The 19,879-nt window shown below is 73.5% G+C and carries 23 protein-coding genes; 12 read left to right on the top strand and 11 right to left on the bottom strand.

What is annotated here, in order from left to right; genetic code table 11:
• Positions 1 to 20: 20 nt before the first annotated feature.
• Positions 21 to 593, bottom strand: a complete 573-nt coding sequence (locus tag VE614_RS03625) for an XRE family transcriptional regulator (protein WP_324931808.1) — start codon at positions 591 to 593, stop codon at positions 21 to 23.
• A 108-nt stretch (positions 594 to 701) separates the two neighbouring features.
• Between VE614_RS03625 and VE614_RS03630 the strand changes: the two genes are divergently transcribed.
• Positions 702 to 854 (top strand): hypothetical protein, encoded by a 153-nt coding sequence (locus VE614_RS03630; protein WP_324932002.1) that lies wholly within the window; start codon positions 702 to 704, stop codon positions 852 to 854.
• A gap of 1 nt (position 855) precedes the next feature.
• Here the strand turns inward: VE614_RS03630 and VE614_RS03635 are convergent, their stop codons facing one another.
• Complete coding sequence (locus VE614_RS03635; protein ID WP_324931812.1) at positions 856 to 1,629, bottom strand: acyltransferase; 774 nt, start codon at positions 1,627 to 1,629, stop codon at positions 856 to 858.
• A 109-nt stretch (positions 1,630 to 1,738) separates the two neighbouring features.
• On the opposite strand from VE614_RS03635, the gene VE614_RS03640 reads away from it, so the two are divergent.
• A complete protein-coding gene (locus VE614_RS03640) occupies positions 1,739 to 2,275 on the top strand; it encodes a gamma carbonic anhydrase family protein (protein WP_324931814.1) in 537 nt (178 codons plus the stop codon).
• Between the two features lie 8 nt (positions 2,276 to 2,283).
• Here VE614_RS03640 and VE614_RS03645 read toward each other — a convergent pair whose 3' ends face one another.
• From VE614_RS03645 to VE614_RS03655, 3 genes are all read right to left on the bottom strand, one after another.
• Positions 2,284 to 2,946, bottom strand: coding sequence for a DedA family protein (locus VE614_RS03645; protein ID WP_324931817.1), 663 nt, complete (start codon positions 2,944 to 2,946; stop codon positions 2,284 to 2,286).
• A gap of 126 nt (positions 2,947 to 3,072) precedes the next feature.
• Entirely contained in the window at positions 3,073 to 4,782 is a 1,710-nt protein-coding gene (locus VE614_RS03650; protein WP_324931820.1) for an RICIN domain-containing protein, read from the bottom strand.
• A gap of 288 nt (positions 4,783 to 5,070) precedes the next feature.
• Positions 5,071 to 5,508, bottom strand: a complete 438-nt coding sequence (locus tag VE614_RS03655) for a DUF4442 domain-containing protein (protein WP_324931990.1) — start codon at positions 5,506 to 5,508, stop codon at positions 5,071 to 5,073.
• A gap of 85 nt (positions 5,509 to 5,593) precedes the next feature.
• On the opposite strand from VE614_RS03655, the gene VE614_RS03660 reads away from it, so the two are divergent.
• The 3 genes from VE614_RS03660 to VE614_RS03670 all read left to right on the top strand — a co-directional run bounded on the left by VE614_RS03660 (position 5,594) and on the right by VE614_RS03670 (position 9,112).
• Entirely contained in the window at positions 5,594 to 6,592 is a 999-nt protein-coding gene (locus VE614_RS03660) for a hypothetical protein (RefSeq protein WP_324931823.1), read from the top strand.
• 79 nt (positions 6,593 to 6,671) lie between these two features.
• Positions 6,672 to 7,700: a hypothetical protein gene (locus VE614_RS03665; RefSeq protein WP_324931826.1), complete on the top strand. Its 1,029-nt coding sequence runs from the start codon at positions 6,672 to 6,674 to the stop codon at positions 7,698 to 7,700.
• A 65-nt stretch (positions 7,701 to 7,765) separates the two neighbouring features.
• A complete protein-coding gene (locus tag VE614_RS03670) occupies positions 7,766 to 9,112 on the top strand; it encodes an MFS transporter (protein WP_324931829.1) in 1,347 nt (448 codons plus the stop codon).
• Here VE614_RS03670 and VE614_RS03675 read toward each other — a convergent pair.
• Positions 9,074 to 9,919, bottom strand: a complete 846-nt coding sequence (locus tag VE614_RS03675) for a fused MFS/spermidine synthase (RefSeq protein ID WP_324931832.1) — start codon at positions 9,917 to 9,919, stop codon at positions 9,074 to 9,076. The two genes, VE614_RS03670 and VE614_RS03675, sit on opposite strands and share 39 nt — an antisense overlap.
• A gap of 297 nt (positions 9,920 to 10,216) precedes the next feature.
• Positions 10,217 to 11,386, bottom strand: coding sequence for an elongation factor Tu (gene tuf, locus VE614_RS03680; protein WP_324931834.1), 1,170 nt, complete (start codon positions 11,384 to 11,386; stop codon positions 10,217 to 10,219).
• 325 nt (positions 11,387 to 11,711) lie between these two features.
• Between tuf and VE614_RS03685 the strand changes: the two genes are divergently transcribed.
• Entirely contained in the window at positions 11,712 to 12,479 is a 768-nt protein-coding gene (locus VE614_RS03685; RefSeq protein ID WP_324931837.1) for a TVP38/TMEM64 family protein, read from the top strand.
• A gap of 4 nt (positions 12,480 to 12,483) precedes the next feature.
• Here VE614_RS03685 and VE614_RS03690 read toward each other — a convergent pair whose 3' ends face one another.
• The gene (locus VE614_RS03690) at positions 12,484 to 13,653 is read right to left on the bottom strand and encodes a thiolase family protein (protein WP_324931839.1); all 1,170 of its coding nucleotides are present in this window, start codon (positions 13,651 to 13,653) and stop codon (positions 12,484 to 12,486) included.
• 142 nt (positions 13,654 to 13,795) lie between these two features.
• On the opposite strand from VE614_RS03690, the gene VE614_RS03695 reads away from it, so the two are divergent.
• Both VE614_RS03695 and VE614_RS03700 read left to right on the top strand, forming a co-directional pair.
• Positions 13,796 to 14,266 (top strand): helix-turn-helix domain-containing protein, encoded by a 471-nt coding sequence (locus VE614_RS03695; protein ID WP_324931842.1) that lies wholly within the window; start codon positions 13,796 to 13,798, stop codon positions 14,264 to 14,266.
• A gap of 157 nt (positions 14,267 to 14,423) precedes the next feature.
• Positions 14,424 to 14,639 carry a hypothetical protein gene (locus VE614_RS03700; RefSeq protein ID WP_324931845.1) on the top strand — a complete coding sequence of 72 codons (216 nt, stop codon included), beginning with the start codon at positions 14,424 to 14,426 and terminating at the stop codon, positions 14,637 to 14,639.
• Between the two features lie 21 nt (positions 14,640 to 14,660).
• Here VE614_RS03700 and VE614_RS03705 read toward each other — a convergent pair whose 3' ends face one another.
• Genes VE614_RS03705 through VE614_RS03715 form a run of 3 tightly spaced genes read right to left on the bottom strand, consistent with a single transcriptional unit; the run spans position 14,661 to position 17,481 of the window.
• Entirely contained in the window at positions 14,661 to 15,392 is a 732-nt protein-coding gene (locus tag VE614_RS03705) for a cupin domain-containing protein (RefSeq protein WP_324931849.1), read from the bottom strand.
• The gene (locus tag VE614_RS03710) at positions 15,386 to 16,315 is read right to left on the bottom strand and encodes a PmoA family protein (RefSeq protein WP_324931852.1); all 930 of its coding nucleotides are present in this window, start codon (positions 16,313 to 16,315) and stop codon (positions 15,386 to 15,388) included. The genes VE614_RS03705 and VE614_RS03710 overlap by 7 nt, the downstream gene beginning before the upstream one ends.
• Positions 16,312 to 17,481: a Gfo/Idh/MocA family oxidoreductase gene (locus VE614_RS03715; protein ID WP_324931856.1), complete on the bottom strand. Its 1,170-nt coding sequence runs from the start codon at positions 17,479 to 17,481 to the stop codon at positions 16,312 to 16,314. The genes VE614_RS03710 and VE614_RS03715 overlap by 4 nt, the downstream gene beginning before the upstream one ends.
• 307 nt (positions 17,482 to 17,788) lie before the next feature.
• Between VE614_RS03715 and VE614_RS03720 the strand changes: the two genes are divergently transcribed.
• From VE614_RS03720 to VE614_RS03735, 4 genes are all read left to right on the top strand, one after another.
• Positions 17,789 to 18,664, top strand: a complete 876-nt coding sequence (locus VE614_RS03720; protein WP_324931858.1) for an undecaprenyl-diphosphate phosphatase — start codon at positions 17,789 to 17,791, stop codon at positions 18,662 to 18,664.
• Between the two features lie 125 nt (positions 18,665 to 18,789).
• Positions 18,790 to 18,969 (top strand): hypothetical protein, encoded by a 180-nt coding sequence (locus tag VE614_RS03725; RefSeq protein WP_324931861.1) that lies wholly within the window; start codon positions 18,790 to 18,792, stop codon positions 18,967 to 18,969.
• Between the two features lie 84 nt (positions 18,970 to 19,053).
• On the top strand, positions 19,054 to 19,245 hold the full coding sequence (locus VE614_RS03730; protein WP_324931993.1) for a phosphotransferase-like protein: 192 nt from the start codon (positions 19,054 to 19,056) through the stop codon (positions 19,243 to 19,245).
• Positions 19,246 to 19,359: 114 nt separating this feature from the next.
• Entirely contained in the window at positions 19,360 to 19,845 is a 486-nt protein-coding gene (locus VE614_RS03735; RefSeq protein ID WP_324931864.1) for a nuclear transport factor 2 family protein, read from the top strand.
• Positions 19,846 to 19,879 lie beyond the last annotated feature (34 nt).

Raw genomic sequence — 19,879 nt, forward strand, 5'->3', positions numbered from 1 at the left:
GTGCCGGGCGGCCGGGTGTCTCAGCGGACGGGCGGCACCGAGACGGCCATGATCATCCGCATCGGCGTGTCGCCCGTGTTGCCGTACGTGTGCGGAGTGTTGGCCTCGAAGGAGGCACTGGCGCCCGCCGAGACGCGGTACTCCGCGCCGTCCACCGTGAGCGTCAGCTCCCCTTCGGTCACGTGCAGCAGCTCGACCGTTCCGGCGGGGTGCGGGTCGGAGTCGCTGTGCTCGCCCGGCATCAGCCGCCACTGCCACATCTCCAGCGGACCGGGCGCCTCGGCGCCGGCGAGGAGGAGGTTGTAGCTGCCCGCGTCGGTGCGCCACAGCCGTACGGCCTGCTCGGCGGGGACGACCCGGACCCTGGGGCCCTGCGCGTAGTCGAGCAGGGTGGTGATGCTGACGCCCAGCGCGTCGCCGATCTTGACGACGGTGCCGAGGCTGGGATTGGTGCGCGCCTGCTCGATCTGGATGAGCATGCCGCGGCTGACGCCGGCCCGGGCGGCGAGCACGTCCAGGGTGAAGCCGCGCACCGCACGCCAGTGCTTGACGCTGCGCGCCAGGGACTGCGTCAGCAGGTCGAGGTCCGACACATTCCGTCCAAGAGACCGTGGTTCAGTATGTTGAATGACAGGGTGCAGTTCACTGAACTACGGTGGGGTGCACCCGATCGTTCACCGAACTGTACTGCGAGGCGACCCGTGACAGCACTCTTCGCCCTGGCCACCAGCCTCCTGTGGGGCCTGGCCGACTTCGGCGGCGGTCTGCTGAATCAGCGAACGGGCTGCGCGCGGTGTGCAGCGGCGGGCGCCGGACTGGCCCTCGCCGGCTCGCTGCCGCCGGCGGCCGGCTGACTCAGGGCTCCGCGTCGGCCTCGTCCAGCTCCGCGAGGCGGGCCACCGCCTCCTCGTCCAGCCCTGACAGCTTCAGCAGCTGATGGGAGGTCACGCCCTCGGGTATCGGCACCGGCGCCGGGGTGCGCAGCGGCGGCTGCCAGCCCTCGGCGGGCGTCCAGCGCCGTACGACCTTGGCGGGCGCCCCGGCCACCACGGCGTGGTCGGGCACCGTGCCGCGCACCACGGCCCCGGCCGCCACCACCACGTTCCGCCCGATCCGGGCCCCCGGCAGGATCACCGCACCGGTGCCGACCCAGCAGCCGGGCCCGATCTCCACCGGCTCCATGCGCGGCCACTGCTTGCCGATCGGCTGGTGCGGATCGTCGTACGAGTGGTTCGTGGAGGTGACGTAGACGTACGGGCCGAAGTAGCAGTCGCTGCCGACGGTGACCGTCGTGTCGGCGATGACATGGCTGCCGCGGCCGAGGACCACGCCGTCGCCGATGCGCAGGATCGGCTCGGGGCCCAGGTCGAGATCGGGCATCAGACCGGCCGTCAGGGTGACCTGCTCGCCGACGATGCAGTGCGCGCCCAGGTGGATCCACGGTTCACCGAAGACCGTGCCGAGCGGGAAGGCCAGCCGGGTGCCGGTGCCCATCGAGCCGAAGCGGAACCGTCCCGGGTGCTCCGCGGTGACCGAGCCGGTGCGCTGTACCCAGGCCCAGCCCGCGTGGACCGCCCGCTGGGCCAGGCGGCGGCGCCATGAGGAGAACGTGTTCTTGGGCTTCGGCACCCGCTCACCGTACTCAGGGCGCGGGGGACCCATGAGCCGGGAGGCCTGTGATCTTCACCCCAACCGGGTGGCGTACCGTGCGGGGACACTCGACGACCAGGAGGCGACGATGGCTCACCAGGCCCTGATCACGGGAATCGGCGGCAAGGAACCGGCGGTGCACCCGGAGGCGTTCGTGGCGCCGGGGTCCACCGTGATCGGGGACGTGACGCTGGGGGCGGGCGCGAGTGTCTGGTACGGGGCGGTGCTGCGGGGCGACGTCGAGCGGATCTCGGTGGGCGCGAGCAGCAATGTGCAGGACAACTGCACCCTCCACGCCGACCCCGGCTTCCCCGTCACCGTCGGCGAGCGCGTCTCCATCGGGCACAACGCCGTCGTGCACGGCGCGACCGTCGAGGACGACTGCCTGATCGGCATGGGCGCCACGGTGCTCAACGGCGCGGTCGTCGGCGCGGGTTCGCTGGTCGCCGCCCAGGCGCTGGTGCCGCAGGGCATGCGGGTGCCCCCGGGCTCGCTCGTCGCCGGGGTACCGGCCAAGGTCAAGCGGGAGCTGACCGCCGAGGAGCGCGAGGGCGTCACGCTGAACGGAACGATGTACGCGGAGCTGGCGAAGGCGCACCGCGACGCGCACGCCTCCCGGTCGTAGGGCGGCGGTCAGTCGGCGGCCGGGACCGGCTCCGGCTCGGCCGCCCGCTGCCGCGTCGCCTGCTGTTCCGTCGCCTGCTTCGCCTTGCGCTTGATGATCAGCATCGAGGCGAGGCCGACGCACACGGCCAGCACCAGGCCGACCCAGGAGAAGCGCTTGAGCCAGGCCTCGGCCACCACACCGACGGAGTAGATGACCGCGGTGGTGCCGCCGGCCCAGACGATGCCGCCGAGCACGTTGGCGATCAGGAACTTCCAGTACGGCATCCGCAGTACGCCCGCGAGCGGGCCGGCGAAGATCCGGAGCAGGGCGATGAACCGGCCGAAGAAGACGGCCCACATGCCCCACTTCTCGAAGGACCGCTCGGCGGTGGCGATGTGCCCCTCGCTGAAGTGCCGGGGGAACTTGCCGCCGAGCCAGGCCAGCAGCGGGCGTCCGCCCTTGCGGCCGATGGCGTAACCGATGGAGTCGCCGATGATCGCGCCGGCGGTGGCGCAGGCGCCGAGGATCACCGGGTCGATGTCGCCGTGCTGGGAGGCGAGCAGCGCGGAGGAGACCAGGATGATCTCGCCCGGCAGCGGGATGCCCAGGCTCTCCAGACCGATGACCACTCCCACCAGCGCGTAGATGCTGACCGCGGGTACGGTCTCGAGCCATTCCTGGACGTGCACCGCAGCTTCCCTCTCGTCGCGTGGCCGGCACGCGCCCGGGCGGGCGCGTGCCGGTGCAGCCTACCGGGTCACGGTGATGCCGCCCCTCCCGCGGGCCACGGCGGTACCGGTCCCCGTGGCGCCGGTTCAGCCGGCGCGTGCGGCAAGGGCCAGGAGGGCACTTCCCGGGGCGGTCGGCACGACGGGCTCCGCCTCGGCCGCCCCCACCGGAGCCGCCGCCGGGAGGAGGTCCGCGACGGCCCGCGCGACCGGCTCGGGCGGCGGCTGCCGCCCGGAGGCGTTGTCGCACCCGCGCTTCGGCCGGCTCTCCGGAGCGCCGTCGTCCGCCGCTTCGAACTCCCAGCGCTGCCCGGCCGAACCGTCCCGGCCGGTGACGACCACGTCTGTCCCGGGCCCGGCGGCGACGGCCCGTCCCGGCTGCCGCCTGGGCAGCAGTTCGCCGTGCGCGGTGAGGTCGTAGCCCGTCCGCCCGGCGGGGGTGGCGCAGTCGGCGAGTACGGCCGTCCGGTCACCGGCGTCGAGACACAGCGCCGGGTCGGCGGCGCTGCGCAGCAGGCCGTCCTCGCGGTAGGACCACTGCGCGGCGGAGGAGCAGTGCGCCAGGCCCGCCCGCACTCCGGCCCGGGGCGCGCCGCCGGTGTCGAGGCACCGGTCGGCGAGCCGATTGCGGAGCCGGCCCCGGGCGGCCTCGCCCGCGTGGTCCGCCGGGGCGGCCCCGGGACGCGAGGGGGCCGGGCTCGGGCGGACCGTGTGACTGCCGGGGGCGCCCCAGGTGGCGTCCGGGCCGGGGGTGACACCGTTGTCACCGGAGTGGCCCGTGGCGGCGAGCAGGGTCGCGAGCAGAGCGAGCGAGGTGACGCCGACACCGAGGAGGAGGACGGCGACGGGCCGTCGGGGTGGGGTGAGGAGCGCGCGGCCGCCACGGGGCGCAGCGGTGCGGTGCCGGCCGACGGCGGTGGGGCCGGTGCGGGTGCGAGCGCGCGTGCCGGTGCGGCCGGGCGCGGCGGGTGCGGCGGTGCGGCCGGGGCGGGATTCGAGGTAGCGGCGGGCACCCCAGCCGAGCACGGTCTCCGCGAGCAGCGGCGCGAGCGAGCCGTCGAAAGAGGCGAGTTGTTCGGCGGCGTGCCGGCAGTACCGGCATTCCTGGAGATGGCGTTGCACATCGGGCAGCAGGGCTCCGCCGCGGCGCATCGGAATGTCGAGGAGCCGGTTGTGGAACCGGCATTCCTTGGTGGGCGCGAGTTCCCGGTGGGCGCGTACACAATTCGCCCGGAATTGCTCCCTGGCCTGTTCCAGCGCGGTCGCGGCGGTGAGCGAGTCCACTCCCAGCAGACCGGCCGGTACGGTTATCGGCTCGGCCTCCACCTCGGTATGCCAGAGAAGGCATCGGTAGGCGCCGGGGAGGGCGTGGAACGCGCGCTCGGCGAGGCGCCGGCGCTCCGGGGTGAGGGACCGGGTGGCGCGCAGTCCGCGCCCTCCGGTGGGTTTGCCCAGTTCCGGCAGGAGCGCCGTCAGTTCGGCGTCGGCGGCCCACCCGGCGACCGTCTCCCGCACGGTCGCGAGCAGCCGTGGCCGCAGGGCGCCGTCGGCCGCCCGGTCGCCGAGGACCTGCCGGAACGCGGCGGTGGTGACCATCGCCGCCGAACTCGACGGGGACGCGAGGCAGATGGCGGCGTACTCGTGCGCCGCGCGCCAGTGCCGGGCGAGCAGCAGCGCGAGGGCGCGGGGGTCGGCGCCCGGGCCGCAGAGGCGGGCGACGAGGTCGCGGTCGGAGAGCCCGGGACCGGATCCGGGGTGGGGCGGGCAGGGCGGACGTGGGGGGTAAGGAGGTTGCACGGAAAACCATTTCCTTCCGCACTTACATGTGGCTGGCCTTTCCTTCCCGCGGGGGGCATACCTTCGCACAGACGCGCCGCAGGAAACAAGGAGTTCGAGTAATCCGGATTCAAGCGCCGGGAAATACGAGGGCGTTACCGCCAGTATCCGCACCGGCATGCGGAATTACCGCCCTTTTCCAGGTGACTTGCGCACACGACCCCGGTGCCCCGCACCCACGTTCCCGGTGACGCGCACACGACGAGGGCCCCGGCCGCGACGACCAGGGCCCTTGTTCCGACCTACGACTCAGCCGTTCGGACGCAGTGTCCACACCACGGTCATCTCGCTTGTCACGGCACCGTCCTCGCGCTGGATCGCGACGCTCACCGGGAACTCCGGGCGTTCGCCCGCGTCGAGTTCGGCGATGACGTCCGCGATCGGGCGGCCGAGGGTAGCCGTGGCCTTCACCGGACCCAGGGCGATCTTCTTGAAGGCGATCTCGGCGTGCACCGGGAGCGGCACCGCGCGCGCGAGCTGGTCCCCGAACGCGGCCAGGACGATCGCACCGCTGGCCGACTCGCCGAGGGTGAACATGGCCCCCGCGTGCGGTCCGCCGACGTGGTTGCGGTACTCGCTCTGGTCCGGGAGGGCCAGCACGGCCTTCTCCGGAGTGGTCTCCAGGTACTCCAGGTTCAGGGTCCGAACCATCGGCACCGTGGCGGCGAGCAATTCGCCGATCGACATCTGGTCTGCGCTCATGACCGAAGGTTACCCACGAGTAGCCTCGACTGGCCAGACCGGTGTGATGATCGCCGTACTCTTGCGGCCCATGTGGCATGGAGAGCAGCCGCCGACGGGCGGTCCGAACCCGCGGGATCCAGGCGGCGGCCCGCAGGGGACCCCTTACCGGCAGCCCGGCCGTCAGCAGCCCGGCCCCTACGGGCCCCGGACCCCGCAGGCCCCCACGGCCCCGCACGCCCTCCAGGGTCCGGCGTCCTGGAACACCCCGGCCCTCCCCGCCCCGGCACCGGGCGGCGGCGGGCGCGACGGACGGCGGACGAAGACGGTCGCGATCGGCGCGGCGGCGGCCGTGGTGGTGGCCGCGGCCGTGACCGGGACCGTGCTGCTCGGCGGTGACGGCGAGGAGGCGGCGCCCGCTCCCGCGCCGGTCACCTCGTCGGCGGCGCCGGCCGCGACCGGCGACCCGCGCGCCGGGGACGGCCCGCGGCCGACCGTCGCGGGCTGGAAGGTCGTGGTCAACCCGGACCTGGGGATCGCCTTCGACGTCCCGGCCGACTGGACGCTCCAGTCGACGAACTGGGTCAGCTATGTCGCCGAGGACGACGATCCGCTGGAGCAGCCGCTGGTCGCGATGAAGGCGCCGGCCGTGCTGAAGGAGAAGTGGTGCTCGTCCGACGGCGACCGCGACGGCACCGTCGACGACACCCCACTGGCGAGCGCGGGCACCCGCGGCAACAACGGGGCCCGCAACTCCGCGGACGCCGCCCGCGCCGACTCCGCGAACTGGGTCTACGGCCTCTACACCCAGCCGGACCGGCAGAAGGTCGGCACGGGACCGGTCAGCTCGTTCACCACCGCCTCCGGACTCACCGGCAGCCTCGCCACCTCGACCTCCTCCGGCATCGAGCGGCGCGGCACCTGCGACTCGGGCGGCAAGGCCACCACGTTCGCCTTCGAGAACCCGGACGGTGACGTGGTGTCGTGGTCGTTCGTCGGCGCCGACGGCGTGGCCGACGAGGTCCCGGACGCGACGGTGCGGGAGATCGCCCGCACGGTCCGGCTGTACACCGCGCCGTCCGCGTCCTGACCGCGCGCACGGTTTCGCTACGGCCCTGACGAGGGGTGGTGACCGAATCGTGGCGTGGACACCACTAGGGTTACCGCTCATGTGGCCAGGACAGCAGCAGCCCGGGGGCGAGCAGAACCCGCAGGGGCAGAACAACCCGTACCAGCAGCCGGGGTACCAGCAGCCGAATCCTTACCAGCAGCCCGGCTACCAGCACCCCGACCCGTACCAGCAGCAGGCGCAGCCGCAGTGGAACACCCCCGCGCCCGTGGGCGCTCCGCAGCCGGCGGCCGGCGGCGGCAATGGCGGTGGCGGCAACCGGACCAAGCTGGTCGCGATCGTGGCGGCCGCGGCCGTGGTCGTCACGGCCGGCGTGACCGGGTTCCTGGTCCTCGGCGGCGACAAGGACGACCAGGCCGACGGCGGATCCGGGACGCAGACCAGCCAGTCGCCCACACCGACGGCCGAACCCACCGCCACCTCCTCCGGGAGCGACGACAACCCGCGCGACGGCGAGGCCGAGAAGCCGACGATCGCGGGCTGGAAGGTCGTCGTGAACCCCAGGTGGGGCGTCGCGTTCGACGTGCCGGCCGACTGGGAGGTGCAGGACCCGGGCACCCTCATCGCGTTCGAGGAGGAGAACGCGGACGAGCTCAAGCCCCTCGTCACCATGACCGGTACCGCCGTCTACCAGTCCAAGTGGTGCACGTCGGACGACGACAAGGACGGCCGGTCCGACGACACCTCGCTGGCCGCGGTCGGCACCAAGGGCGCCGACGGCGCCAAGGACACCGACGAGGTGGCGATCAACACGGTCGCCTGGTGGGTCTACGGCGGCTACACCCAGCCGGACAAGAAGAGCATGGTCTTCGAGGAGAAGGCCGAGCCCTTCACGACCACCTCCGGCATCGAGGGCAGCATCGCCTGGGCCGAGTCGAAGAACACGCCCAAGAAGGGCAAGTGCGCGACCGACGGCAAGGCGATGACGTTCGGCTTCAAGAACTCCTCGGGCAACTACGTGTCCTGGAACTTCTTCGGCGCCAAGGGCGTGCAGAAGGAGGTCCCGAAGGAGACGATCCTGAAGATCGCCGGAACGGTCCGCCTGCACGGTGAGCCCACGGAGAGCTGACCTGCGCCGACGGGCGGCGGGAAGCCGGTTTGGCAAGTCGGCCCCGGGGCGGTGATAGTCAGCCGGTGAACTCCGCCGCCTGTCCCGCCGCCCCCGGGCGCCGCCCGCGCAGACCCGCCCCGCGCAGACCCGCCTGGGCGGGCCGCAACTACAGCCTGCTGACCGCCGCCGCGGGCGTCACCCACCTCGGCAGCCACGGCGCTCTCATCGCCGCCGCGTTCGCCGTGCTCGACGCCGGTGGCGACGGCGGCGACGTGGGCCTGGTCGCCGCCGCCCGCACCCTGCCGCTGGTGCTCTTCCTGCTGATCGGCGGCGCGCTCGCGGACCGGCTGCCGCGGCACCGGGTGATGGTCGCGGCGAACGTCCTCAACTGCGTCTCGCAGGGCCTGTTCGCCCTGCTGGTGCTCACCGGCGACCCGCAGCTGTGGCAGATGATGCTGCTCACCGCCCTCAACGGCACCGGCCAGGCGTTCTTCAGCCCGGCCGCCGAGGGCATGCTGCTCTCCTCCGTGCAGGGCGAACAGGCCGGGCGGGCCTTCGCGGTGTTCCGGATGGCGATGCAGGGCGCGGCGCTGGGCGGCGCGGCCCTCGGCGGCGCCATGGTCGCCGCGATCGGACCGGGCTGGGTGCTCGCGGCGGACGCGGCGGCCTTCGCCGTCGCCGCCGGGCTGCGCTCCTTCCTCGACGTCAGCGGTGTCCCGTCGCGCGCGCCGGGCGGCGGCTTGCTCGCCGATCTGCGCGAGGGCTGGCGGGAGGTCGCCGGACGGCCCTGGCTGTGGGGCATCGTCGTGCAGTTCTCCCTCGCCAACGCGGTGGTCGGCGCCGCCGACGCGGTCTACGGACCGCTGGTCGCCCGCGACCACCTCGGCGGGCCCGCGCCCTGGGGCCTGGCGCTCGGCTTCTTCGGGGCGGGCACGGTCGTCGGCGCGCTGCTGATGACCCGCTGGAAGCCGCGCCGGCTGCTGCTCGCGGGCACGCTGTGCGTCTTCCCCCTGGCCCTGCCCTCCGCGGCGCTCGCCGTACCGGTGCCGGCGGCGGCGCTGTGCGCGGTGATGTTCGTGACCGGGGTGACGCTGGAGGTGTTCGGCGTGTCCTGGATGACCGCCCTGCACCAGGAGATTCCCGAGGACAAGCTCTCCCGGGTCTCGGCCTACGACTGGTTCGGCTCGGTGGCGCTGATGCCGCTGGCGACGGCGCTGGCCGGGCCCGCGGAGCAGGCGTTCGGGCGCACCCCGGCGCTGTGGGGGTGCGCGACGCTGGTCGTGGTGGCCACGGCGGCGGTGCTGTGCGTGCCGGACGTGCGCAATCTGCGGCGGCGGACCAAGGAGGTCGCGGTGGCGGGCGCGCCGGCCGTACCCGGCGCCGAGAGCGGGTCAGCCGATGCCGAACGCCCCGTCGGGGGGCTCGGGTGACGGTACGGCGTCCTCGTCCCGGACCGGCCGGGCGTCGCCGATGAACGCCCGCAGCGCGCGCCCGTGTTCGACCCTGGCGGGGAAGACGTCGGCGGCGGTGAGCCGGGTCAGGGCGGCGATGTCGACCGGGTGGTGCGCGGCGACCAGTACCGCGTTGCCGAACCGGCGGCCGCGCAGCACGGCCGGTTCGGCGATCAGCGCCAGCTCCTCGAAGACGGCCGCGAAGGTGGCCAGCTGGGAGCGGAGGAAGGCGAAGGGCGCGGCGTCGGCGAGGTTCGCCAGATAGACACCGCCCGCGCGCAGCACCCGCTGTGTCTCCCGGGCGTAGGCGAGGGAGGTCAGATGCGCGGGCACCCGCGAGCCGCCGAACACATCGGCGACGAGGACGTCCGCGCTGTCGTCGGGGGCCTCCGCCAGCCAGGCCCGGGCGTCGGCCGCGTGCAGCGCGATCCGGGCGCCGGCCGGGAGGGGCAGCTGCTCGACGACCAGGTCCAGCAGCGCCCGGTCGGCCTCGACGACGTCCTGCCGGGAGCCGGGACGGGTCGCCGCCACGTACCGGGGCAGCGTCAGCGCCCCGCCCCCGAGGTGGAGCACGTCCAGCGCCCGCTCCGGCTCGGCGACGGTGTCCAGCACATGCCCCAGCCGCCGGGCGTACTCGAACTCCAGATGCGTCGGCTCGTCGAGGTCGACGTACGACTGCGGCGCTCCCTCGACGGTGAGCAGCCAGGCCCGTTCCCGGTCCACGTCGGGCATCAGCTTGGCCGTCCCCTGATCGACGGACCGGCTGACGGGTATGGGCTCGTTCACGGGTCCATTGTGCCGGTGGCGGCGACCCCGCCCCGCCGCGCCCGGTCACGCCGCCTCCCTTGGGGGAGCCTCCCTCCGGGAAGCCCGCTCCGGTAACGGCTCCCGCGGCACGCGCCGCTCCGGCCTCCGCCTCTTCTCCCCCTTCAGCACTTCACGTCCGGCGCCGGCCGTCGGGCGCGGCCGGCGGCCGGATGCCGGCACCGCGCAGCTCACGGTGCGCGCGTCGAGCAGGGACACGCCGCAACGGGCAAGCGGGGCCCGCCTCTCGGCACGGTGCCGAGGCGGACCCCACCCGTTTCAGCCGACGGTCGTCACCGTGCCCGCGCCGACCGTGCGCCCGCCCTCGCGGATGGCGAAGCCGAGGCCCGGCTCCAGCGGCACCTCGCGGCCCAGCTCGACCGTCATGGTGACGGTGTCGCCGGGGCGGGCGACCGCGGTCTCGCCGAGGTCGACGGCGCCGACCACGTCGGCGGTGCGGACGTAGAACTGCGGCCGGTAACCGGTGGCCACCGGTGTCGTACGGCCGCCCTCGCGGGCCGACAGGACGTACACCCGGGCGGTGAAGCGCCGGCTGGGCGCGACACTGCCGGGCGCGGCGACGACGTGCCCGCGCCGGACCGCGTCGCGGGGCACGCCGCGCAGCAGCAGGGCCACGTTGTCCCCCGCCTGCGCCTCCTCCATCGGCTTGCCGAACGTCTCCAGGCCGGTGACGACCGGCTCCACCCCGGCGCCCAGCACCTCGACGCGGTCGCCGAGCCGGACCGTGCCCCGCTCGACGGCACCGGTGACGACGGTGCCGCGGCCGGTGATGGTCAGCACGTTCTCCACCGGCAGCAGGAACGGCGCGTCCAGATACCGCTCGGGCAGGGGCACATAGGTGTCCACGGCGTCGAGCAGCGCCTCGATGGACGCCGTCCAGCGCGGGTCGCCCTCCAGGGCCCTGAGCCCGGAGACGCGGACGACGGGGACGGAGTCGCCGCCGTAGCCGTGCGCGGTGAGCAGGTCGCGGACCTCCAGCTCGACCAGGTCGATCAGTTCCTCGTCGCCCGCGTCGGCCTTGTTGAGCGCGACGACGACGTGGTCGACGCCCACCTGCCGGGCGAGCAGCACGTGCTCCGCGGTCTGCGGCATGATCCCGTCGAGCGCGGAGACGACGAGGATCGCCCCGTCGAGCTGCGCCGCGCCGGTGACCATGTTCTTCACGTAGTCGGCGTGGCCGGGCATGTCCACGTGCGCGTAGTGCCGGGTGTCGGTCTCGTACTCGACGTGCGCGATGTTGATGGTGATGCCCCGGGCGGCCTCCTCCGGGGCGCGGTCGATGCGGTCGAACGGCACGAAGGTGCCGGTCCCGCGCTCGGCGAGGACCTTGGTGATGGCGGCGGTCAGGGTGGTCTTGCCGTGGTCGACATGGCCCATGGTGCCGATGTTGAGATGCGGTTTGGTGCGGACGTACGCCGTCTTGGACATGGCTGTACCTCGAAGTCTCTGCGGAGAGGGCTCCGCGCCGGAGAGGGGGACCCCAAGGATGTGCCGACCCTCCCCCTGCGGGGTCCGCCGGACGATCCGGAGAGGGTCAGCGTCGGGCGCCGTCGACGGCGGCCGGGAAGACGGGCACGGCAGCCTTCGGGGCATCCGCGACCGCGGATGCTGCGAGGAGGAAGGCGTACCGGAACATGACGCAGATCATTGCCGACGCGTTGTCCCACGTCGAATGGTTTTCCGGGGTGCGGGACCGGGCGGCGGGCGGGAGCGGTTGCGGCGATCACGCGTCGTCGTCGGTTAATGTCACCGAATGCTCGATGCCACCACCCGCTCTGGGGGCACCGCCACGGCCACTCCCCTGGCCGCCGCCTCGGAACTCGCCGTCGCCGTTCCCGCGCCCGCCGGTCTCCCGGCGCGCTGCGCGCGCGTACTGCTCTCTCCCTGGGCCCGTTTCTCGCTGCTCGTCGCGCTGCTCATGGCCGCCGCCGCCTCGGTGCTGCTGTTCGAGCCGCAGCGGCTGCTCGCGCACGGCTGGCCGCCGCAGCTGGGCGGCGCCGCGGCGGTGCTGGTGTTCGCCCTCGCGTACGGCCTGTGCACGGTGGCGTTCGTGCCCCGGCCGCTGCTGAACCTGGCGGCGGGCGCGTTGTTCGGCTCGCAGCTGGGGCTCGGCGCGGCGGTGGGGGGCACGGTGCTCGGCGCGGGGCTCGCCTTCGGGCTGGGCCGGATGCTGGGGCAGGACGCGCTGCGTCCACTGCTGCGGGGCCGGGTGCTCACGGCCGTGGACGGGCAGCTGAGCCGGCACGGGTTCCGCTCGATGCTGGCGGTGCGGCTGTTCCCGGGGGTGCCGTTCTCGGCGGCGAACTACTGCGCCGCCGTGTCCCGGATGGGCTGGCTGCCGTTCCTGTTCGCGACGGCGCTCGGTTCGGTGCCGAACACCGCCGCGTACGTCGTGGCCGGTGCCCGTGCCTCGACGCCCACGTCGCCGGCCTTCCTGATCGCGATGGGCTGTATCGCGGTACCGGCGCTGGCCGGTGCGGTGGTGGCCTGGCGCAAGCGCCACCACCTGCGGGGCCGCTGATCCGTCAGACTCCTTCCAGGATCATCGCGTTGGCGAGTCCGCCCGCCTCGCACATGGTCTGCAGGGCGTAGCGGGCGCCACGCGCGCGCATGGCGTGCACGAGGGTGGTGGTCAGGCGGGTTCCGCTGGCGCCGAGCGGGTGCCCGAGGGCGATCGCGCCGCCGTGCGCGTTGACCTTGGCGGGGTCGGCACCGGTCTCCTGCTGCCAGGCGAGCACCACGCTGGCGAAGGCCTCGTTGACCTCGAAGAGGTCGATGTCGTCGAGGGTGAGGCCGGCCCTGCGCAGCACCTTCTCGGTTGCCGGGATGACGCCGGTGAGCATCAGCAGCGGGTCGGACCCGGTGACGGCGAAGCTGCGCAGCCGGGCCAGCGGGCGCAGGCCGAGGCGGGCCGCGGTCTCGCTCGACGTGATGAGCACGGCGGAGGCGCCGTCGTTGATCGGGCTGGCGTTGCCCGCGGTGACGTTCCACTCGATCTGCGGGAAGCGCTCGGCGAACCCCGGGTCGTGGTAGGCGGGCTTGAGGCCGGCCAGGATCTCGGGGGTGCTGGACGGCCGTACGCACTCGTCGCGCGCCGCCCCGTCCAGGGGTGCCACCTCGGCGTCGAACAGGCCCTGCTCCCAGGCGGCGGCCGCCTTGCGGTGCGAGGAGACGGCGAACGCGTCCATCTGCTCGCGGGTGATCGACCACTTGGCGGCGATCAGTTCGGCGCTGATGCCCTGGGGGACGAGGCCTTCGGGGTAGCGCTCGGCGACACCGGGGCCGAAGGGGTCCTTGCCGGGCGGCACGTTGGACCACATCGGCACCCGGCTCATCGACTCGACGCCGCAGGCGACGACGAGGTCGTAGGCGCCGGAGAGGACGCCCTGGGCGGCGAAGTGCACGGCCTGCTGGGAGGAGCCGCACTGGCGGTCGACGGTGGTCGCGGGGACGGACTCGGGGAAGCCCGCCGACAGCACGGCGTAGCGGGTGGTGTTCATGGCCTGCTCGCCGACCTGGTCGACGGTGCCGCCGATGACGTCGTCGATGAGCGCGGGGTCGACGCCGGAGCGCTCGACGAGGGCGCGCAGGGTGTGGGCGAGGAGTTCGACGGGGTGGACGTGGGCGAGGGAGCCGCCTGGCTTGCCCTTGCCGATGGGGGTGCGTACGGCTTCGACGATGACTGCGTCGCGCATGCTGCGGGCCTCCTTGGCCGCCGTGGCGGGGGCCGGCGGACGCGCCGGCCGGCCCACCGGCTCCATTACCAGTGAGTAGGAAATCCGAACTCACCATAGCCCTACGAGTTGGAAAATCAAACCCTCACCTAGACTGGCGCTCATGGCCGCCCCCAAGGACCCCCGCCCCTGCTCGATCGCCGACGCCCTGGCGCTCGTCGGCGAGAAGTACTCCCTGCTCGTCGTACGGGAGGTGTGTCTCGGCAACGGCCGCTTCGACCAGCTGGTGCGCAACATCGGCGCCCCGCGCGACATCCTGGCCACACGGCTGCGCCGGCTCGTCGACGCCGGGATCCTCACCAAGCGGGCCTACAGCGAACGCCCGCAGCGGTTCGAGTACCGCCCGACGCAGGCGGGCCTCGAACTGGTCCCGGTGCTGCTCACTCTCATGGAATGGGGCAACCGCCATCTGCGCCCCGACGGCGACCGGCCCATGGTCCACGAGCACAGCTGCGGCAACGAGCTGGTCCCGGTGGTCACCTGCCAGAGCTGCGGCGAGTCCGTCCACCACCAGGACCTGACGCCCCACCCGCAGTCCCCGGGCTGGACGGTGGCGGGCCCGACGGCGGCGTGACAGCGCCTCCGGGACGGGCATCGAGATCGCTGCCGAAGCCGTCCTGGAGCGGGAGGCGTACTTCGGCGCCCCGGCCGAGCGCCTGCTCCCGCTCGGCCGGTTCCATGCCCGTGACCGGCCCCGTTACGGGGCGCCGACCGTCGGCGACGGCACCGGCGTGTTCACCGTCGCGGCGACACTCACCCGCGCACTCGCCGGCGGCGCCCCCGACGAGCTGGACACCTGCGCCGCCCTCCCGGGCCGAACGCTCCCGACCACGTACGGGGACGGCCTGCCGGACGACGACCCGCGCGCGGTCGCGGAGGGCGTCGCCCGGCTCGCGGCGACCGCCGGAGACAGCGGCGCGCCGGATCCGTACCGCTGGCCCTACTGACGCACTCGGCCCTGAAGAAGATCAAAGCCGGTCCATGACTCCCCGCCGGTAGACGTCCAGGCGCCCGCACATCCCCAAGCGTCCCCGCGCGTAGGGCTGTTCCGCGTGGACGACGGCTTCGGCCAGGTGGGAGGCGTCGCCCTGCTCTAGCCGGTCGAGCTGGGCCCCCGTCGCCGCGGCGGCGGCCGCCGCACCGCGCTGCCAGCGGTCCCGCCACTCGGCGAGCCGGGGCCCTGCCAGCGCGGCGGCGGCCCGGTGGAAGGCGGCCAGCGCCTCGGGGCCGCCCTCGCGCAGCTCCCGGTAACCCTCCAGCGCCAGATCCCGCCGGGCGCGGGCGATCCGCTCCCGCTCCGCCTCCGGGGCGTCCGCCGGGATCGCGGTCGCGGCGGCGTAGGTCTCCGGGTCGGCGAGGTGGCGCGGGGGCAGTGTGAGCACCGCGTCCCCCGCTTCGGGCAGCCCGCTGTTCTGCATCAGGACGGTGATGCGCAGCTCGCCCTCGTTGACGAGCCGGTGGACGGTGCCGGGCGTGAACCAGACGACCGTCCCCGGCGCCAGCCGCGTGACCTCGTACCCGGAGGCGGTGAGCGTCTGCACGGCCCCGCGCCCGCCGGTGACGACGTACCCCTCCGAACAGACCACGTGCATGTGCGGCGTGCCGCCGCGGACGCCGTCCGCGGCCGGCCAGTCGTACACCGTCAGCCCGGAGACTCCCACGCCGCCGGGCAGGCCCTCGAAGGCGGCGGCCCTCACCACGGGTGCGTCTCCAGGTACTCGGCGATCTCCTTCCGCTGCCACGCCCCGTCTGCCACCACGACCCGGTAGCGGCGGGTGAGGGTGTCGCCGGGTGCCAGCTCCAGTTCCTCGAAGAACGCCCAGGACGGCGCGACGGCCGCGAACGGCTCGTCGCGTACGAACCAGTGGGCGGGGTGGGCCCCGTGCTTCCCGGTGTGGTCGTTCTCCGGGGCGTGTGCGAAGACCAGGGTGGCGTGGCCGTCCACGCCGTCGTGCTCGCCGCAGTACGCGAGCCAGGGCGCCTGCGTGCCCATCAGGCCGGGCCCCTCACCTTCCGGGCCGGTGATCCGCCCGCCCCGGAAGGCGCGCGGGCCGCGCCAGAACAGGCCGGTGTAGCCGGCCAGCTCCCGCCCGGCGGTGGTCGGACTGCCGAACAGCAGCGGCTCGGCACGCCGGTTGGTGATGGCGCTCGTCCAGGTCAGCGCCCATGAGCCGCCCGCCGGATCGACGTCGTGGACCTCGATGCGCCGCCGCTCCTCGGCCCACAGCTCGCCGCTGTGCGGGTGCCAGGTCAGCCGCTCGGCGACGACCACCCGGTCCCCGTCACCGGCGACCTCCTCGAAGCCTGCGTGGGCCATCGAGCCGATCCGCTCGGGCAGCGCCAGGTAACCCTCGCCGTGGACGTAGGAGTTGCCGCCCCACAGGTTGGCCCCGGACAGATGGGAGGCGGTCAGCTGAAGGCCCTTGTGCCAGCGGTGGTCGTTGGGCCGGTAGCCGGTGACGACCGCGCCGGACAGGGTGCGCAGCGGGTGGAGATAGGGCTTCGGGGCCTCCCAGGCCGCCTCGGGCCGGTAGACGTAGGCGAGCAGTTCGACGCCGGTCCGCGGATCGGTCACGGTGATGCGGTCCCCGTGCGTGTGCGTGATGCGCGGGCCGCCGGTCACGCGGGCACCTCCTGGCTGCCGGCGGACGCTGCGGGGGCGGCGCCGGGCGCCCAGCCGGGGGCGCCTCCGTGCAGCTCGGTGTAATAGGGGTCACCGGGGCCGATCTCGCCCCGGCGCACGGTGGCGTCCGTGAACGCCGACTTGTACAGCGCGGTGACCAGCTCCAGGCTCTTGCGTCCGTCCGGCCCGCTGCTGCGCGGCCGTTCCCCCGCGCGCATGCTGGCGACCAGTTCGCGCAGCTGCGCCAGGTGGGAGCTGGGCACGTCCGCGCCGAAGTCCCGCCAGGTGGCGGCCTCCGCCTCGGGCACGTCGCGCGCGGGCGTGATCCGCCAGGAGGCGTTGCTGTAGCCGTACAGGTGGGTCAGCTCGATGGTGGCGCGCTCGCAGTCGATCCGGATCCGGCTGACCTCGTCGGGGCTGAGCACGCTGTTGACGACGGTCGCCAGCGCACCGTTCTCGAACCGCACGAGGGCCGTGGAGACGTCCTCGGTCTCCACGTCGTGCACCAGCCGGCCGGCCATCGCGCGCAGCTCGCTCCACGGGCCGAGCACGTCGAGCAGCAGGTCGGTCTGGTGGATGCCGTGCCCCATGGCCGGGCCGCCGCCCTCGGTCCGCCAGCGTCCGCGCCAGGGCACGGCGTAGTAGGCGGTGTCGCGGTACCAGGTGGTCTGGCAGTGGGCGACCAGCGGGCGGCCGAGGGCGCCTTCGGCGAGCAGCCGCCGCACATGGGCGGCGCCGGAGCCGAAGCGGTGCTGGAAGACGATCGCGGCGTACGGTCCGCCGTCGGCGCCCTCCTCGGCCTCGACGGCGTCGAAGTCGGCGAGCGAGGGCACGGGCGGCTTCTCGCACCACACCCAGGCCCCGGCGCGCAGCGCGGCGACGGTCTGCTCGCGGTGCAGGGTGGGCGGGGTGCAGACGCAGACCAGGTCGGGGCGCTGTTCGCGGAGCATCCGCGCCAGGTCGGTGTAGGGGTTCGGAATGCCGCCTTCCGCACAGAACGCCTCGACGGCGCCCGCGTCGATGTCGACCGCCGCGACCACCTCCGTCTCGCCCTCCTCGGCGAGCGCGGCCAGGGCGGGCAGATGCTCACCGCGGGCGATGGCGCCGGTGCCGATGACGGCGGCGCGGACCGGGCGGCCGGCGAGGGAAGCGGACGACGTGGGCATAGGGCTGATCAGCACTCCTCGGGGTGGCGAGCCAGGACAGCACCGGCCGCAGCAAGCGCTTTCCCTCGGCTGGCAACGTAGGCTCCCGCGCGCCGCCCGGTCAACACCCCGAAGCGATCACCCGCGATCTCCTTGAAACCCCTGTGTCGGGCTTGTCATCCGGGGACGCTACGCTGCCCCTCGACACATCTGATCACCGCGCGCGTGGGGCCCGGTGTGCCTGTCATCACCGCTCATCACCGCGCGCGGCGGCAAGAACGTCTCCCGTCGTCCGTTCCACGATCGGCACTTGGACTCCGTAACTTCCATGTCTTGGTTCGAATCACTCATCCTCGGACTCGTCCAGGGGCTGACCGAGTTCCTCCCCGTGTCCTCCAGCGCGCACCTGCGGCTGACCGCGGCCTTCTCCGGCTGGGACGACCCGGGCGCCGCCTTCACGGCGATCACCCAGATCGGCACCGAGGCCGCCGTGCTGATCTACTTCCGCGAGGACATCGGGCGGATCGTCTCGGCGTGGTTCCGCTCGCTGTACGACAAGGCGTGGCGCAAGGACCACGACGCCCAGATGGGCTGGCTGGTGATCGTCGGCTCCATCCCGATCGGCGTGCTGGGCGTGACGCTCAAGGACCAGATCGAGGGGCCGTTCCGCGATCTGCGGATCACCGCGACGATGCTGATCGTGGTCGGCGTGATCATCGGGATCGCCGACCGGCTGGCGGCGCGCGACGAGACGGGCGGCCGGCACCGCGCGGTCAAGGAGCGCAAGGGCCTTCAGGACCTCAGGGCCAAGGACGGCCTGATCTTCGGCCTGTGTCAGGCCGCCGCCCTCATCCCGGGCGTCTCCCGCTCGGGCGCGACGATCAGCGGTGGCCTGTTCATGGGCTACCAGCGCGAGGCCGCGGCCCGCTACTCCTTCCTGCTCGCCATCCCTGCGGTACTCGCCTCCGGCTTGTTCGAGCTGAAGGACGCGATGGAGGGCGGCCATGTGACCTGGGGGCCGACGATCTTCGCGACCGTCATCGCCTTCGTCACCGGATACGCGGTCATCGCCTGGTTCATGAAGTTCATCTCGACCAAGAGCTTCATGCCCTTCGTCTGGTACCGCATCGCCCTCGGCGTCATCCTCATCGCCCTGGTCACCTTCGGCGTCCTCAGCCCGCACGCGGCCGAATCGGCACACTGACCGGCGCCGCGCGTTTCGGCCATGAGCGGGGCGAGGTGGCGCGATCACGGCTCGTGACCAACTCCATACGAATCGAGTAGCCGTGCGGTAGCGCAGTGTCAGTGCGACCGCCTAGGCTTGCCCGCATGTCCCGTGATTCCGTTGCCCCTGGTTCCGTGCGCTCTGCGGCCGAGGTGAACGAGCAGATCCGCGCGCTGTGGCTGCGCGCGGGCGGCACCCTGTCGGCGCAGGAGCGAGCGGAGTACGAACTGCTGGTGGTCGAATGGGCCGCCGCCATGCGGGGCGAGGTCGTCGCGGCGGCCTGAGAACGGCGGTATCCGGCACCTGACGGACGTTCCGCCGCGCCGCGGCCCCGTCGTCCTGGTCGCTGTGCGCTGTCCCCCGGAGAGCTGGAACGCCGGGAGCGCGCGGGCGGCGACCGGCCGGCCGGTCTCGCCGTACGCCGGCCGCGGCGAGTGCACGCGCACCGGCCGTACGACTTGGCCGACACCGGCGCCGCCGAGTGCGCCCGCCGGATCAGGGATTTCCTTCCCGCACGGCCTTGCCCGGCCCCCTCCGAGAAGCCGCGCGCGGCGTACTGACGCTTCGGATCGTTCACCCGCCCGCCCTCGCCCGCACCACCCGCTCGGAGCCACCGCATATCGCGCACCGCACGCCCTCTTGGCGGGAGGGGTCCGGTACCCAACACTGAGCCGATGACGCAGCGCGTGGAGCTTGCGACCGTGATGGACCGGCTGGCCGTGGACGGGCTGGTCACCGACTACGCCGTGGCCGTCGACGACGGCGACTGGGAGGCGTTCCGAGAACTGTTCACCCCGGACGGCCGGGCGGACTACCGCTCGGCCGGTGGGGTCGAGGGCGAGGCGCGGAGCGTCGCGGCGTGGCTCGCCGAGAGTCTGCGGGCGTATCCGATGCGGCAGCACCTGATCGTCAACCGCCGGGTGCGGTTCGGGATCCTGGAGCAGGACACCGGTGACACGGCCCGGGTCCAGGCCGACTACGTCAGTCCGATGGGGTTCGCCGCCGCCGACGGCGACTCGGCGGCGCCCCATCTGGTGTGCGGCGGCAGGTACTCGTTCGGGCTGCTGCGGACGGCGGACGGCTGGCGGCTGCGCGAGGTGGTCGTGCGGGAGAAGTGGCGCCGGCTGCCCGAGGGCACGGGTGCCGCTGTGCTCGACTGATCCCGCGCCCCCTGTTTCGAGATCGTCCACAGCG

The sequence above is a fragment of the Streptomyces sp. genome (assembly GCF_035645055.1).
GTDB lineage: Bacteria > Actinomycetota > Actinomycetes > Streptomycetales > Streptomycetaceae > Streptomyces.

What these genes read in the sequence shown, in the direction of transcription:
- VE614_RS03735 (WP_324931864.1), top strand. Translation starts at nt 19,360, where the DNA reads ATGACGCAGCGCGTGGAGCTTGCGACCGTGATGGACCGGCTGGCCGTG.
- VE614_RS03720 (WP_324931858.1), top strand. Translation starts at nt 17,789, where the DNA reads ATGTCTTGGTTCGAATCACTCATCCTCGGACTCGTCCAGGGGCTGACC.
- VE614_RS03660 (WP_324931823.1), top strand. Translation starts at nt 5,594, where the DNA reads ATGTGGCATGGAGAGCAGCCGCCGACGGGCGGTCCGAACCCGCGGGAT.
- tuf (WP_324931834.1), bottom strand. Translation starts at nt 11,386, where the DNA reads ATGTCCAAGACGGCGTACGTCCGCACCAAACCGCATCTCAACATCGGC.
- VE614_RS03655 (WP_324931990.1), bottom strand. Translation starts at nt 5,508, where the DNA reads ATGTCGATCGGCGAATTGCTCGCCGCCACGGTGCCGATGGTTCGGACC.
- VE614_RS03690 (WP_324931839.1), bottom strand. Translation starts at nt 13,653, where the DNA reads ATGCGCGACGCAGTCATCGTCGAAGCCGTACGCACCCCCATCGGCAAG.
- VE614_RS03715 (WP_324931856.1), bottom strand. Translation starts at nt 17,481, where the DNA reads ATGCCCACGTCGTCCGCTTCCCTCGCCGGCCGCCCGGTCCGCGCCGCC.
- VE614_RS03695 (WP_324931842.1), top strand. Translation starts at nt 13,796, where the DNA reads ATGGCCGCCCCCAAGGACCCCCGCCCCTGCTCGATCGCCGACGCCCTG.
- VE614_RS03725 (WP_324931861.1), top strand. Translation starts at nt 18,790, where the DNA reads ATGTCCCGTGATTCCGTTGCCCCTGGTTCCGTGCGCTCTGCGGCCGAG.
- VE614_RS03640 (WP_324931814.1), top strand. Translation starts at nt 1,739, where the DNA reads ATGGCTCACCAGGCCCTGATCACGGGAATCGGCGGCAAGGAACCGGCG.
- VE614_RS03665 (WP_324931826.1), top strand. Translation starts at nt 6,672, where the DNA reads ATGTGGCCAGGACAGCAGCAGCCCGGGGGCGAGCAGAACCCGCAGGGG.
- VE614_RS03685 (WP_324931837.1), top strand. Translation starts at nt 11,712, where the DNA reads ATGCTCGATGCCACCACCCGCTCTGGGGGCACCGCCACGGCCACTCCC.